At 59.8% G+C, this 13461-nt stretch carries 14 protein-coding genes; 9 read left to right on the top strand and 5 right to left on the bottom strand.

Annotated features, from left to right (window positions below; all coding sequences use genetic code 11):
* The 5 genes from WG29040_RS14810 (at window position 1) to WG29040_RS14790 (ending at window position 4558) form a co-directional block, all read left to right on the top strand.
* Window positions 1-684 carry a response regulator transcription factor gene (locus tag WG29040_RS14810; protein ID WP_127196435.1) on the top strand — a complete coding sequence of 228 codons (684 nt, stop codon included), beginning with the start codon at window positions 1-3 and terminating at the stop codon, window positions 682-684.
* Window positions 662-2050, top strand: coding sequence for a HAMP domain-containing sensor histidine kinase (locus WG29040_RS14805; RefSeq protein ID WP_127196434.1), 1389 nt, complete (start codon window positions 662-664; stop codon window positions 2048-2050). Before WG29040_RS14810 ends, WG29040_RS14805 begins: the two co-directional genes overlap by 23 nt.
* 210 nt (window positions 2051-2260) lie before the next feature.
* Window positions 2261-3067: an ABC transporter substrate-binding protein gene (locus tag WG29040_RS14800; RefSeq protein WP_003446218.1), complete on the top strand. Its 807-nt coding sequence runs from the start codon at window positions 2261-2263 to the stop codon at window positions 3065-3067.
* A 75-nt stretch (window positions 3068-3142) separates the two neighbouring features.
* Entirely contained in the window at window positions 3143-3871 is a 729-nt protein-coding gene (locus WG29040_RS14795; RefSeq protein WP_127196433.1) for an amino acid ABC transporter permease, read from the top strand.
* A 3-nt stretch (window positions 3872-3874) separates the two neighbouring features.
* Complete coding sequence (locus WG29040_RS14790; RefSeq protein WP_003446221.1) at window positions 3875-4558, top strand: amino acid ABC transporter permease; 684 nt, start codon at window positions 3875-3877, stop codon at window positions 4556-4558.
* 79 nt (window positions 4559-4637) lie between these two features.
* Here the strand turns inward: WG29040_RS14790 and WG29040_RS14785 are convergent, their stop codons facing one another.
* From WG29040_RS14785 to WG29040_RS14770, 4 genes are all read right to left on the bottom strand, one after another.
* Window positions 4638-4973 carry a DUF3325 domain-containing protein gene (locus WG29040_RS14785; protein WP_127196432.1) on the bottom strand — a complete coding sequence of 112 codons (336 nt, stop codon included), beginning with the start codon at window positions 4971-4973 and terminating at the stop codon, window positions 4638-4640.
* A 1-nt stretch (window position 4974) separates the two neighbouring features.
* Window positions 4975-6513, bottom strand: coding sequence for a PepSY domain-containing protein (locus tag WG29040_RS14780; RefSeq protein ID WP_003446224.1), 1539 nt, complete (start codon window positions 6511-6513; stop codon window positions 4975-4977).
* Window positions 6510-6800: a hypothetical protein gene (locus tag WG29040_RS14775; RefSeq protein WP_003446231.1), complete on the bottom strand. Its 291-nt coding sequence runs from the start codon at window positions 6798-6800 to the stop codon at window positions 6510-6512. The genes WG29040_RS14780 and WG29040_RS14775 overlap by 4 nt, the downstream gene beginning before the upstream one ends.
* Before the next feature lie 119 nt (window positions 6801-6919).
* Window positions 6920-9178: a FepA family TonB-dependent siderophore receptor gene (locus tag WG29040_RS14770; RefSeq protein WP_003446233.1), complete on the bottom strand. Its 2259-nt coding sequence runs from the start codon at window positions 9176-9178 to the stop codon at window positions 6920-6922.
* Between the two features lie 348 nt (window positions 9179-9526).
* Between WG29040_RS14770 and WG29040_RS14765 the strand changes: the two genes are divergently transcribed.
* From WG29040_RS14765 to WG29040_RS14750, 4 genes are all read left to right on the top strand, one after another.
* Window positions 9527-9868 (top strand): FKBP-type peptidyl-prolyl cis-trans isomerase, encoded by a 342-nt coding sequence (locus WG29040_RS14765; protein ID WP_003446235.1) that lies wholly within the window; start codon window positions 9527-9529, stop codon window positions 9866-9868.
* 40 nt (window positions 9869-9908) lie between these two features.
* Window positions 9909-11015, top strand: a complete 1107-nt coding sequence (locus WG29040_RS14760; protein ID WP_127196431.1) for a DUF1615 domain-containing protein — start codon at window positions 9909-9911, stop codon at window positions 11013-11015.
* A gap of 126 nt (window positions 11016-11141) precedes the next feature.
* Window positions 11142-11543 (top strand): MbcA/ParS/Xre antitoxin family protein, encoded by a 402-nt coding sequence (locus tag WG29040_RS14755; RefSeq protein ID WP_127196490.1) that lies wholly within the window; start codon window positions 11142-11144, stop codon window positions 11541-11543.
* A complete protein-coding gene (locus WG29040_RS14750) occupies window positions 11543-12217 on the top strand; it encodes an RES family NAD+ phosphorylase (protein ID WP_003446243.1) in 675 nt (224 codons plus the stop codon). Before WG29040_RS14755 ends, WG29040_RS14750 begins: the two co-directional genes overlap by 1 nt.
* A gap of 34 nt (window positions 12218-12251) precedes the next feature.
* Here WG29040_RS14750 and WG29040_RS14745 read toward each other — a convergent pair whose 3' ends face one another.
* Window positions 12252-12854: a hypothetical protein gene (locus WG29040_RS14745; RefSeq protein WP_003446245.1), complete on the bottom strand. Its 603-nt coding sequence runs from the start codon at window positions 12852-12854 to the stop codon at window positions 12252-12254.
* Window positions 12855-13461: the final 607 nt, after the last annotated feature.

Below are 13461 nucleotides of genomic sequence, written 5' to 3'. Positions count from 1 at the left end.
ATGACCCGGATTTTGACCATCGAAGACGATGCCGTAACGGCAAAAGAGATCGTGGCTGAGTTGAGCAGCCACGGCCTGGAAGTAGACTGGGTAGCCAATGGCCGCGAAGGTCTGGTGCGCGCCGTGAGCGGCGACTACGACCTGATCACCCTCGACCGCATGCTGCCCGAGCTCGACGGGCTGGCGATTGTCACCACCCTGCGCACCATTGGCGTCAGCACCCCGATCCTGATGATCAGCGCCCTCTCCGACGTCGACGAGCGGGTTCGCGGCCTGCGCGCAGGTGGCGATGACTACCTCACCAAACCCTTTGCCAGTGACGAAATGGCCGCCAGGGTTGAAGTCTTGCTGCGCCGCAAAAGCCCGACCGACAAACACGAAACCTCGCTGCGGGTCGCCGACCTCGAACTCAACCTGATCACCCGCGAAGCCAGCCGCGCCGAGCAACAACTGAGCCTGCTGCCCACCGAATACAAGCTGCTGGAATTCCTGATGCGCAACACCGGGCAAATCCTCTCGCGCATGATGATCTTCGAGGAAGTCTGGGGTTATCACTTCGACCCGGGCACCAACCTGATCGACGTCCATATCGGGCGCCTGCGCAAAAAAATCGACCCCCAGGGCCAGGTGCCTCTTATCCGCACCGTTCGAGGCTCGGGTTATGTCATTGCCGAACCCCTCTAAGGGCTGGCGTTCTTCCAGTAGCCGTCTGCTGGCGCTGTACAGTTTTCTGTTCGTGGCCTGGAGCTGCATCCTCATGGGGGTGCTGTACTACGAGGTTTCGGATTACCTGGGCAACCTGGCCAAACACTCGTTGATGCAGCGCCAGCACCTGTTTGCCCGTTTTCAGGGCGAGCAACTGGACGAAGCGCTCGCCACCAGCATGACGTTCGATATGCGTGCAGTTGATGCTTATGGACTGTTCAATGCGCAGCACCAGCCCCTCAGTGGTCCGATACAAAGCATCCCCGAAGGTCTGCCACTGGATGGTCGGATCCATGAACTGAGTACCTGCATCGACTCCGATGATCCGAACCTGCCGCAAGACAGCTGTGATGCCGTAGCCACGCAGACCCGCGACGGCCGCTGGCTGATACTGGTGCGCGATAACGGTTCGCTGTTTGCCGTGACCCGGATCATTTTGCATGCCCTGCTCTGGGGGCTGTCGCTGACCATCATTCCGGGCATTGCCGGCTGGCACTTGTTGCGCCGACGTCCGCTGCAACGCATCAGGGCGATTCAGGCCAGCGCCGAAGCGATTGTCGCCGGCGATCTGACCTGCCGCTTGCCGCTGTCCAACCGCCGCGATGAGCTGGACATGCTGGCCGCCATTGTCAACGCCATGCTCGACCGCCTCGAGCGGCTGATGCACGAGGTCAAAGGGGTATGCGACAACATCGCCCACGACCTGCGCACCCCGCTCACCCGTTTGCGGGCGCAGCTGTACCGGATCCGGCAGCAAGCCGTCGAAGGCTCTGCCCAGGCCTTGCAAATGGATGAAGTGATTGGCGAAACCGACACCCTGATGGCGCGTTTTCGCGGGTTGTTGCGCATCTCCGAACTGGAAGACCACCAGCGTCGTTCGGGCTTTGTGCAACTCGACCCGCGGCCTTTACTCCAGGAGGTGTACGACTTTTACCTGCCCCTGGCGGAGGAAGGCCAGGTCACCCTGACCCTGGATATGCCCGAAACCCTGCCCGGGCTGACGGGTGACCGGGCGTTGCTGTTTGAGGCGCTGGCCAATCTGTTGAGCAACTCGATCAAATTCACCCCGCCAGGCGGTGAAGTGGTCCTGCGGGCGGTGAACGATGAAGGCAGTCCGCGCATCGAAGTGCTCGATACCGGGCCCGGCATACCACAAGCGGAACGGGTGGCGGTGTTCCAGCGTTTTTACCGCAGCGATGACAAACACGGCGGGTTTGGCCTGGGTCTGTCCATCGTCGCGGCCATCGTCAACCTGCACGGTTTCAGCCTCGATGTCGGAGACCGCGAGGGCGGCGGTGCGAAGCTGACGCTGCACTGCCGGCAAAGCCTGATCAAAGTGGGCTGAGCCACCACCCACCACCCCCTGTAGGAGCGAGCTTGCCTCGCGAGCTTTTAGCGATCCGCAATACAACGCAAAAAGCTCGCGAGGCAAGCTCGCTCCTACAAGGGTGCATATATCTCAAAAGAATAACTAAAGAGTTTTATATTCTTTTTTAAACTCTAAATTTCCTGCAAGACTCTCGTCATAAGCATTCCAACTCATGATGAGAACGAAATGAAAAAACTCACTGCCCTCACCGCTCTGACCCTGGCTGTTTTGTCGGGGCTGGCCCACGCCGATCGTCTGGATGACATCAAAAAGTCTGGCGTGCTGCGCGTAGCTTCCTTTGACAGCAACCCGCCATTTGGTTTTGTCGATGCCAAAAGCAAGCAGATCGAAGGCCTGGACGTGGACTACGCCAAGGCCATCGCCGACAAACTCGGGGTAAAACTGCAGTTGCAGCCAACCAACCCGGCCAACCGCGTACCGCTGCTGGTCGCCAACAAGGTCGACCTGGTACTGGCCAACTTCACCATTACCCCGGAGCGCGCCGAACAGGTGAACTTCAGCATTCCCTACTTCGCCTCAGGCCAGCAGTTCATCGTCAAGAAAGGCACGCTCACATCCCCGCAGGAGCTGAACCAGTGGCGCGTGGGCGTGGACAAGGGCACGGTCAACGAAGGTGTACTGCGCGAGAAATTCCCCGGCGCCAAGGTGGTGGCCTATGACGATACGCCGTTTGCCTTCACTGCCCTGCGCAACGGCAACGTGCAGGCCATTACCCAGGACGGTCCGAAGCTGATCGGGCTGCTGGCCAATGTGCCGGACAAAGACAAGTACGAAGTGCCGCCGTTCACCATATCCAATGACTTGATCGGTGTCGGTATTCCAAAAGGTGAAGAGCGCCTGACCGAAGTGGTCAACCAGACCCTCACCGACCTCGAAGCCCAGGGCAAGGCCCAGGGCATCTATGACACCTGGTTCGGTCCGACCACCAAGACCCCGCTGACCCGTCTGTACAAGATTGGCGACAAGAGCTGATCAGACTTCGCAGCACCTTCAAGCCCGTCACGGTCAACCGGACGGGTTTTGTTCGTTTCTGGATGGACCCTGTTTATGTTTGGTGAACTGCTTGGCCCGAAATACCTGCACTGGTTGTTCGATGGTTTTGTACTGACCCTGATCCTCTCGCTCCTGACCTGCCTGGTGGCCACCGGGCTGGGTTTTCTGCTGTGCCTGGCACGCATCTCGCCGTCCCGTCTGTGGTCGTGGCCGGCACGGGCCTACCTGGCCCTGTTTCGCAATACACCGCTGCTGGTGCAGCTGTTTTTCTGGTACTTCGGGGTCACTGCGATGCTCCCCGAGGGGCTGGTGATGTGGCTCAATCAGCCGCGCAGCCTGGCATTGGGCCTGTTTGACATTGAATGGCCGTCCTTTGAATTCATTGCCGGGTTCTGGGGCCTGATGCTCTACACCGCCGCCTTTATTGCAGAAGAGTTCCGCGCTGGCGTCAGCTCGGTGCGGCTCGAACAGCGGGCGGCCGGTCTGGCCCTGGGCTTCACCCCGGCCCAGGTGTGGCGCTATATCGTGTTTCCCCAGGCAGTACGCACGGCCTTGGGACCGCTGCTGGGGCAATACATGAATGCGCTGAAAAACTCTTCGCTGACCATGGCCATCGGCCTGGCCGAGCTGTCCTACGCCTCACGCCAGGTCGAGACTGAGACCTTCAAGACATTCCAGGCCTTTGGTTTCGCGACCCTGCTGTATGTGGCCAGCATTGCGCTGATCGAGGTGATCGGCCAAGGGCTGGCCCGCAGCAAGTGGTACAAACAGGGAGTGTTGTAGGCCATGGACTTTTCGGTAATTGGCGACAATCTGTCGTACTTTCTGCTCGGCGCCTACCCCGACGGCCCACTGGGCGGCGCGGCACTCACACTGCTATTGAGCCTGCTGTCGGGGCTGATCTCGGCGGTGCTGGGGCTGGTGTTGGGTATCGCCCTGGTGTTGATTGACGGCAAGGTGCGCTGGCTGCTGCTCGGTGTGCTCGGGTTTTTGCGGGCGATCCCGGTGGTCATGCTGATTTTCTGGAGCTACTTCCTGCTGCCCATCCTGTTCAAGGTTGACGTGCCGGCCCTGGCCACCGTGGTGTGTGCCCTGTCGTTGATCGGTGGCGCTTATCTGGCGCATTCGGTACATGCCGGCATCAGCAGCCTGCCCCCCGGGCAATGGGCGGCGGGCAAAGCGCTGGGGCTGAGCACCTGGCAAGTCCTGCGCCTGATCATCCTGCCCCAGGCCTTGCCGATGATGCTGCCCTCTTTCCTCAACCAGTGGATCACCCTGATCAAGGACACGTCGCTGGCGTATGTAATCGGCGTGGGCGAGTTGTCGTTCGTCGCCACCCAGGTGAGCAATCGGGTGATGGTGCATCCCACAGAAATCTTCCTGTTTGTGGGGCTGCTGTACTTCGTGTTTTGCAGCAGTCTGGACCTGATTGCCAACCGCTGGGTCAAGCCCGGAGCCAAGACCCGCTAACCCTGTAGGAGCGAGCTTGCCTCGCGAGCTCTTCGTTGGCCGCTCAAAGGCTCGCGAGGCAAGCTCGCTCCTACCAGGGTCAGGTCAGGGTGCTGATCACTGCCCACACCGGGGCAAATCCCAGGGGTAACCACACCGCCAGCCGCGGCCGGTATGGCAACAGCATCAGCAACCCGAAACCACTCAACGAAAGCATGCCGAACCAGCCGACAGGCCCCATGGCCCAGCCCCAGGCTTGCGCGCAAAAGTACAGGCTCAGCCCCAGGCTCAACCAGCCGGCCCCACGCAAGCCACGGCGCAATCCGGCCGGGGGCAGTTTGTGCCACAACTGCTTGTAGTGGCGTTCAAGGCCCTGACAGAGCGCGAGCATGCCCAGGTAGGCGAATGCCCATCCAGCAAAAAAATCAGCCAGCATTTCAATTCACCTCGGCCATGACTGCAGTCTTTTTACGCGGCACCCGCTCCACCACCGGTTGCGAAACTTTCCAGCACGCCCACAGCAGCATCGCCCCCAGCGCCATGGCCGTCAGTTCGACCCCCATGCGGCTGGGCAATGCCCATGGCCGGTCTACCGTCAAGACACTCAATAACGGCAAGCCCAGGCACATCAACCCGGCCAGCCCCAACTGCTCGCGCCAGGCCTGCATGCGCGGTCTGAGCAAGGCATGCACCAGACTCAAGGCCCATACCCCGAAGAACACGTTCAGCTCTGCATCTGCCCGCTCCTTGAGCCCCACCGGCAACAGGTGATTACCCCACAGCAAGCTGACGCAGGCCAGGCTCAAACCGGCCATGACCGTGACGTTGATGGCCTCCACCAGGCGATAGAACACCTGCCCGGCCCGGCTTTCACTGGCGTATTTACGTCGCCGCTTGACGGTGAACAACACCAGGCCGCTGGCGATCATGGCGCTGCTGATGAGCCCGCAAATGAAGTACAGCCAGCGCATCGGGTAGCCGCCAAACTGGGCGAAATGCAGGCCGGAAATCACCCGATGGGTAAGCACCGTCGCACGCATTTCGGTCGGCCCGGACAGTTGCTCACCGGTGACGCCATCAAAGCGCATGCCCTGGCCCTTGGTCAGGGCAATCCGATTACCCAGAATCGGCCGGATCTGGATCTGGGCATTGCTCTGCCCGGGGTTGCTGATGTTTACCCCGCTCAATGGGCCCATTACCTCACGGGCCTTGGCCAGCAATGGCCCGATTGCCACCAGCGGCGCTGGCCCGGCCACTTGTGGGCGCTGGATCTCAAGGGCCGCTGGCGCAGAGTCCTGAGCCTTGAAAAAAGCTTCACGGTTGCCATCGAACAGCGCGTCCATGGCCGCAGGCATGTAAATCACCAGGAAAATCGCCAGTCCGCTGTAGGTGATCATCAAGTGGAACGGCAACAGCAGTACGGCGCTGGCGTTGTGGGCGTCGAGCCACGAACGCTGGCCCTTGGCCGGGCGGAAGGTGAAGAACTCCTTGAAGAATTTTTTATGAATCACGATCCCGCTGACCAGCGCCGCCAGCATGCCCATCGCCAGAGCGCCCACCAGGTAGATGCCGAGCATGCGCGGCATATGCAACGTGAAGTGGAACAGGAAGAAAAAACGACCACCCACCGTTTCGCGCACCGGCAAGACCTCGCCGGTCACCGGATCAAGGGTCACCGAAACTCCGTCCCGGCGCCCGCCCGTGGAGGCCTGCAACTGTGCAGAACGTTCGTAGGGCAAGCTGATGCCCCACTGTTTGGCGTCGGGCTTGTGGGCGCGCAAGTAATTCAGTGCGGTGTCCACCGCCTGCTCATTGCTCAGGTGGTGGGCGGGTAATTCGGGGTGCATCCAGTTGTCGATTTCCTGATCGAACACCGCGAGGCTGCCGGTCAGGAAGATTACGAACAATAACCAGCCGACCACCAGGCCGCCCCAGGTGTGCAGCCAGGCCATGGATTGGGTCAGAGTCTGCTTCATCCCAGGCGCTCCAGCAGTTGTGGCCAGAAACCGATAGCGCCCAGAGGGACCGCCAGTACGGCGCCCATCCAGGCCGACCATTGCTGGCGGGCAGCAAACGCCCAAAGGATGGCAAAGGTGTAAATCACAAACGACAGCAGGCTGGCGACGACCATCGAGTCCACGTTATCCAGCGGCAACAGGCGCGCCAGTGCCGCAGTAAAGGCATAGGTAAAGACGTAGCCGCCGACCAGTGCCGCCAGCGTACGAGACAGGATCGGCACCCAGGCCGACGTTGTGATGTTCATGTTTTAATCCTTGATCGAACCCCGGGTTTTCACCGGCACCAGATGCGACAACGGCGCGGCACCCGCGTGGGTGTCGCGCCTGTTAATGCCTGCTCGTGCCGAACAGGCCCGGGTTGTTATCAGAACGAACTGGTCACCGAAGCGAAGTAGGCACGGCCTGCCTCGTTGTAGGTTTGTGCGCCGGCTTCGTCAGCGTTGCCCTTGCGGTACAACTGCTTGTCGAACAGGTTGTTGATGCCCACCCGCACGCTGAAGTTTTTGTTGAATTCATAGCCGCTGCTCAACCCCACCAGACCATAGGGATCAACCGGTTGCTGGACCGACTTGTCCAGTTGTTCGTTGGCCCGGTTGTTGCGCTTGGGCGCTTCCTGTTTGCCGTAGTAAGTACCGCTGACCTGGAACGACAGTGCTTCGGTGGCGTACCAGTCCAGCGTGGTGTTGAGCGTGTACTTGGGGATGATGCTCAGCGGGTCGCCGGTTTCCTTGTCCTTGCTTTCGATCATGTAGGTCAGGTTGGTGTTCCAGTCCAGATCCTCGCGCAAGTTGACGAACAGATTGCCTTCGACCCCCTGAACGATGGCCTTGCCACTGTTTTCCCATTGCAGCACGCGACGCCCGTTGGGCAGGCGGAACGCCGACTCGTTGCTGGCGTTGATCTTGTTCTGGTAGTCGTTACGGAAATAGGTCGCGCTGGTACGCCAGGTACCTTTGTCGAACGCCAGGCCGATTTCTTTGTTGATGCTGATTTCCGGCTTCAGGTCCGGGTTGCCCACCAGGTAGCAGCCACCGATGTTGGCCTCGACCACGCTGCAACCGTTACCCCGGCTGTACAGCAGGTAGTTGGGGTTGGACTGGTACAGGTTCGGGGTTTTGTAAGCCCGGGCGATACCGCCCTTGATGCTCAGCTCGTCAGTGATCTGGTGCGAGGCGTTCAGGCTCGGGCTCCAGTTGCCGCCAAACTCATTGTGGTGATCGAAACGTACGCCCGGGGTGACGATGGTTTTGGCGCCGACTTCAATGTTGTCCTCGACGTAGAACGCGTAGCTGTTGGCGGTGGTTTTGGTCTGGCTACGGTCCTGGCCGGGAATCGCAGCATCGCCGTTGGCACCCGGGTCCCAGCTTTGCGGACGCAACGAGCCCGGATCATTCAGTGACTCGTACAGGTATTCGCCACCCACCGTCAGGACCTGGGCGGTGCCCATGGTCAGCGGCAAGTTCACTTCGCCGGTGGCGCGGGTATTGCGCAGGCGTGATTCGAACCGGCCGGCGCTCTCTGAAGGAGCGCCTTCACCATAACCGGCCAGGCCTTCGTTAAGGCGCGCGTTACGGGTCAGGTCGTGGCTCAGCGAGGCGGTGGTTGAGCCCCAGTCAAACGAGCCATTGTGGGTCGCCGAGAAGGTACTGCGCTGCAGCACGCTGGTTTCTTTGCCGGTGAGGCTGTTAACGAAGTCGCCACCGCTGTTGAGCATGGTGTCACCGGCAAAAATATTGCCCTGACGGCTGTAGCTGGCTTCCAGGTCCAGGCTTTGTTCCGGAGTGAACTGCCAGCTGAGCAAGCCGTTGACGTCCTTGTTGCGCACACCTTCGCGCCCCGCTACCACGCTGTCAGGCGAGGCCTGGGCGGCCGTATTGATGCCCGGATCATCGGCGTCGGTCTTGTTCACGCCGCCGTATACGCGGAACACCAGATCATCGGTGATCGGGCCGCTGAGGTTGAAGTTGGTACGCTTGCTGATGCCTTCGGAGTCGTCTTCAGGTGACAGGTAGTAGGCCGTGAGTGAGCCGCTGAGCTTATCGGACGGGCGCTTGGTAATGATGTTGACCACCCCGCCCATGGCCCCGGAACCGTAGCGGGCAGCTGCCGGGCCACGCAGGATTTCAATGCGTTCGACTTCTTCGGCCGGTACCCAGTTGGTTTCGCCCCGGGTGTCACGGTCGCCGCTCCAGCCGTAGCGCTGGGCGTTGCGCGAAGAAGACGGCTTGCCGTCAATCAGGATCAGGGTGTTCTCCGGGCCCATGCCGCGCAGGTCGATCTGGCGGTTGTTGCCGCGACTGCCGCTGGAGCTGTTACCGGTGAGGTTGACCCCGGGCTCTCGGCGGATGATGTCGGAGAGGTCGTTGGCCGGAGGACGCTTTTTGATGTCCTCTGCGGTAATGATCGAGACGCCTGGCGCCTGCTTCAGCTCTTGTGCAGCGGTACCCAGTACCCGGGTTTCCTCCAGTTGCACTGCTTGCCGGGTGCCATCGACCGGCAGGTCGCTGGCTTGCACCGGGACCTCATCGCGATCACGCTCCAGCGCGTCGGCGAGCAAGGTTGGCGAAGCAAGTGCGGCGACTATAGCCAGAGAAAATTGACTGCGTTTGAATCGAGACGACATGTCCAGTTGATCCCTTAACAATGGAGTGTGCTCAGCAGGCCAAAGGCTGGGATCGCGTGTGAACGGTCCGGATGGACCCGTGCTCGATTAGCGCTCCCCGGCACTGCCAGGGTCGCAATGATAAACAATCTCATTTAAGAGTAAAGCGCATTTGATAGTGATACTCATTAAAAAGTTCCCTTGGGCCTTTGTTTTAGAGCCTTTGGCGGACAAAAAATATTAAATCGATTGCCGGATCCCTACCCTCTACAGGGCCAACAGTGCTCATTGCAGCGCCAAGAACATCACGGGCAAGCTCGCTTGGGCAGGGTAAACTGTTGCCCCTCTTCACTTTTTGAGTCCCGCATCATGGCTGACGAACTAAAGATCAATGACCTGGTACTGGGCGATGGCAAAGCCGTGGTCAAGGGCGCCTTGATCACCACCCAGTACACTGGCTGGCTCGAAAATGGCACAGTGTTCGACTCATCGTTCGAACGCGGCAAACCGTTCCAGTGCGTGATTGGCACTGGACGGGTAATCAAAGGCTGGGACATCGGTCTGATGGGCATGCAGGTCGGCGGTACGCGTACCCTGCAGGTTCCGGCACACCTGGCCTATGGTGAAAGAAGCATGGGCGCACACATCACGCCGAACTCGAACCTCAGGTTCGAGATCCAGTTGCTGGAAGTTCTGACCCGGGACGATTAAGTACCTTGCGCCGGGCCATTTTTTGAGGAGTCAAACCCTGTTGAACCGAGTCTTCCTGCAGTATTTGCTGCTTGCTCCATTAGCCGTGCTTGCCGGTTGCAGCAGCCAGGGCACTCAATCATTACCCGACCGGTCCCCGGAGCAGGTGCGGGCCAGGGTCGTGCAGTTGCTGCCGGCCAGCATTGCCGATCGCCAGGGCTGGGCCACTGATATCCAGGCCGCCTTTGCTGCGCAGGGCCTGGCCCCCAGTGATGAAAACCTGTGTTCGGTACTGGCCGTGGCCGAGCAGGAATCCAACTTCCAGGCCGACCCGCCGGTGCCGGGGCTGGCGAAAATCGCCCGCACTGAAATCAATCGCCGCGCCAGCAAATTGCATATCCCCGAATTTGTGGTGCGCAGCGCGCTGAACATCAGCTCGGCAAATGGCAAAACCTACAACCAGCGCCTCGACGCAGCCCGGACCGAGGGTCAACTGAGCGCCATTTTTGACGACTTCATCGGCATGGTGCCGCTGGGTAAAAGCCTGTTCGGCAATCTGAACCCGGTGCACACCGGCGGCCCGATGCAGGTCAGTATCGCCTTCGCACAAAAACAGGCGCGGGATTATCCGTACCCGGTTGCAGGCTCAATCCGCCAGGAAGTCTTCACCCGCCGCGGCGGTATGTATTTCGGTATTGCCCACTTGCTGGACTATCCGGTGGACTACACGCAATCGCTGTACCGCTTTGCCGACTTTAATGCCGGCTGGTACGCCAGCCGCAATGCAGCCTTTCAAAACGCCGTGAGCCAGCTCTCCGGCATACCTCTGGCCCTGGACGGTGACCTGACCGTTCCCGGGTCCTATGCCCTGGGTTCTACCGAGCGGGCGGCGCGCGCACTGGGCAAGCAGCTCGACCTCAGTGACAACGCCATCAGAAACCAGCTGTTAAAAGGCGACCGCCTTGAATTTGACCAGACCGATCTGTACCGCAAGGTGTTCGCCATGGCCGACCGCCAACAGGGCAAACCCCTGCCCCGCGCCGTACTCCCGGGCATTACCCTGCAAAGTCCGAAAATTACCCGCACCCTGACGACTGCCTGGTTTGCCAAACGGGTGGACGAGCGGCGCCAGCGCTGCATGAACCGGGCAAGCGCCTTGAAATCCTGAAGGGCCACGGGAGACTTGTCTCAGCCTGCAGCAGCAAGCCCCCAGACCAATTCGCTTGCGAACATAATGATTGAAAAAGTTCATATGCGGAGTAAGGTAAGTATGACCTTATCCCAGGAGAGCGCCATGGGTCTCGCCGCCAGAAACACCGAACCCGACATCACCACCGGTGATGCCGGCCGCGTCGCCCTGACCTTTTTCTTCAATCTCATGGAGCATTGGGGTTGCAGCAAAGAGCAGCAATGCACGTTGCTGGGGGCAATTGGCAATACCACCTATTTCAAATACAAAAAGCTGCCCAACGTGCGCTTGCCCCACGACACCCTGGAGCGTATTTCGTATCTCATGGGGGTGCACAAAGCCTTGCGCATCCTGTTCAGCAACCAGCCTGAGCGCGCCTACGAATGGGTGCACAAACCCAATGCCGCGGCGCCGTTCAATGGCCTCACGGCCCTGAGCTACATGCTCGGCGGTAAGGTTGTCGACCTGGCTGACGTACGCCGCTACCTCGACGGGGTGCGCGGCTGATGCCCGGGGTTTTGCCCGACTGGGACAAAGCCTGGCGCCTGATCAACAGTGCGTTCCCGCCGATCTCGGTGTTTGAAGACACCCTCGACCCGGCAGACCTCGAACTCGCCTATGCCCTGGAAGGGCTGACCAATGACCGCCTGCGCGATGAAGCTGGCCTGCTCGCCCGGGTCAGGCCTGAAGACCGGCTGTCTGGCCAGGGCTCAACCCCGGTGATGGCGGCCTTTACCCATATCGGCCGGGCCAGCCGTTTTACCGATGGCAGCTACGGGGTGTATTACTGCGCCAGCAGCCTTGAAGCGGCGATCGCCGAGACCTGCTTTCATCAGGAGCAATTCTGGCGAGCCACCCGGGAAGCCAGTATTGAAATCACCCTGCGCACCTATATCAACAAGGTGTGCCGGCCAATGCTCGACGTACGCGCAGAACCCTCCCTGCATCAGCCCTCTCCCGCCACTTACGGCATCCCCCAGGCCTTTGCCCGGCCACTACGGGAAGAAGGGGCATGGGGCTTGCTGTACAACAGCGTGCGCCTCGAAGGCCACGAATGCGTGGCCGCGTTTCGCCCGCCGGCACTGACGTTGCCGGTGCAGGGGCCGCATTTTCGTTATGTGTGGGATGACAAGAAGCAGGCAATCGCCTGGGTATTGCAGGTCAGCGAGGTGGTGTTTTAAACCGCCGGGGGTGACATCCCCCCGGCGTATTCACTTACAAGCCATCGCCAGGCTTGAGGGTGCGCTCGGCAACAGCTTCGGCGCTCTTTTCCTGCCATACCGGCCAGTACTCGGCACGTTTTTTCTCAACGCTGGCCTTGACCCGCTCGTACCAGGCCAGGGACTTGGGCGAGTTGGTCACCAGGTCAGTGTCTTCAACCCAGTCCTTGAAGTTTTTCGACTTCAGACTGTGGGACGCATCCGGGTCGTTGCTGACCGGCCACAGAGAGAAACGGGCTTTCCACAACCCCATACGCGGTGTTACCAGGGCGTAGTAGGTTTTGCCGGCCACCAGGTCAGCTTCCATAAAGTCAGCCGCCTCGGACACCACCATAAAGGTGTGCTTGCCCGCTGTGACCGGGTGCGCGATTTTCGTACCGTTGGCCATCACCCCAATAAATCGGGTCTTGCCATCCGTCACGTCATACAGCGACGAGGTAATCGCCTTACCGGTAAAGGCGTCGCGCATAAAGACCACTTGTGCCATGTCCGGGGCAGCGGCTGGCAGCGTCTGGTCGGCCACCGGGGTCATCGGGTTGCCGGCGCAGCCGGTCAACAACAGGGTGCCCAACAAGGCAAATACATATAACGCGCGCATCTACAGCTCCTTTGAGTCGCTATTTCCTTACCCGGCGTCTGCTAGGCCGGCGGCATTATCGGTACTCGTTGCCTTGAAGGGAACCTGTGAACTCTTCAGGCCGTCGCAACCCGGATCAACGGAGCCAGGGTTTAGGTGATCGCATTCAAATACTGCCCCGTATGCCACTGAAGCCTGCACCCACGGTCGGATTTGCTTTTTCATCCGAAACGTCCGAATAACTGAGCAGCCGCCTACTACGTCTATAGAAACCGTAGTTAATTGTGAACATAGCTATTCAAAAGACTTCCGCGTCTGGGACGAGGGGGTGGATACAGCAAAAAGCAGGTCGAGGAGCCGTTGAATAGAAAGCGCTTATCACTCGCGCTCACAAAACATCGACCCCTGCCATCTTAAACTTACCTGCGTGCAAACCAACGCTTCGACGGTGTCTTTCCGGGAACACACGCGACTTGCAGAACAGCGCCAACAAAAGCAATCCACCTGACTATAGAGTCACCCTCAAAGCAACCCTTGAAAGGCAAATACAATAAAATATAGCCATCGCGTGCCACACCAAGCTGGATGCCTCCCCAAAGTACGAGAAATATAAAGAAAAACCAAAACC

It is taken from the genome of Pseudomonas sp. PAMC 29040, from assembly GCF_003994535.1.
Classification (GTDB): Bacteria; Pseudomonadota; Gammaproteobacteria; order Pseudomonadales; family Pseudomonadaceae; genus Aquipseudomonas; species Aquipseudomonas paraversuta.
Note: the sequence above shows the minus strand (reverse complement) of the source record. Positions and strands in the feature narration are given on the sequence as shown.

What these genes read in the sequence shown, in the direction of transcription:
- WG29040_RS14810 (WP_127196435.1), top strand. Translation starts at nt 1, where the DNA reads ATGACCCGGATTTTGACCATCGAAGACGATGCCGTAACGGCAAAAGAG.
- WG29040_RS14805 (WP_127196434.1), top strand. Translation starts at nt 662, where the DNA reads ATGTCATTGCCGAACCCCTCTAAGGGCTGGCGTTCTTCCAGTAGCCGT.
- WG29040_RS14800 (WP_003446218.1), top strand. Translation starts at nt 2,261, where the DNA reads ATGAAAAAACTCACTGCCCTCACCGCTCTGACCCTGGCTGTTTTGTCG.
- WG29040_RS14795 (WP_127196433.1), top strand. Translation starts at nt 3,143, where the DNA reads ATGTTTGGTGAACTGCTTGGCCCGAAATACCTGCACTGGTTGTTCGAT.
- WG29040_RS14790 (WP_003446221.1), top strand. Translation starts at nt 3,875, where the DNA reads ATGGACTTTTCGGTAATTGGCGACAATCTGTCGTACTTTCTGCTCGGC.
- WG29040_RS14785 (WP_127196432.1), bottom strand. Translation starts at nt 4,973, where the DNA reads ATGCTGGCTGATTTTTTTGCTGGATGGGCATTCGCCTACCTGGGCATG.
- WG29040_RS14780 (WP_003446224.1), bottom strand. Translation starts at nt 6,513, where the DNA reads ATGAAGCAGACTCTGACCCAATCCATGGCCTGGCTGCACACCTGGGGC.
- WG29040_RS14775 (WP_003446231.1), bottom strand. Translation starts at nt 6,800, where the DNA reads ATGAACATCACAACGTCGGCCTGGGTGCCGATCCTGTCTCGTACGCTG.
- WG29040_RS14770 (WP_003446233.1), bottom strand. Translation starts at nt 9,178, where the DNA reads ATGTCGTCTCGATTCAAACGCAGTCAATTTTCTCTGGCTATAGTCGCC.
- WG29040_RS14765 (WP_003446235.1), top strand. Translation starts at nt 9,527, where the DNA reads ATGGCTGACGAACTAAAGATCAATGACCTGGTACTGGGCGATGGCAAA.
- WG29040_RS14755 (WP_127196490.1), top strand. Translation starts at nt 11,142, where the DNA reads ATGGGTCTCGCCGCCAGAAACACCGAACCCGACATCACCACCGGTGAT.
- WG29040_RS14750 (WP_003446243.1), top strand. Translation starts at nt 11,543, where the DNA reads ATGCCCGGGGTTTTGCCCGACTGGGACAAAGCCTGGCGCCTGATCAAC.
- WG29040_RS14745 (WP_003446245.1), bottom strand. Translation starts at nt 12,854, where the DNA reads ATGCGCGCGTTATATGTATTTGCCTTGTTGGGCACCCTGTTGTTGACC.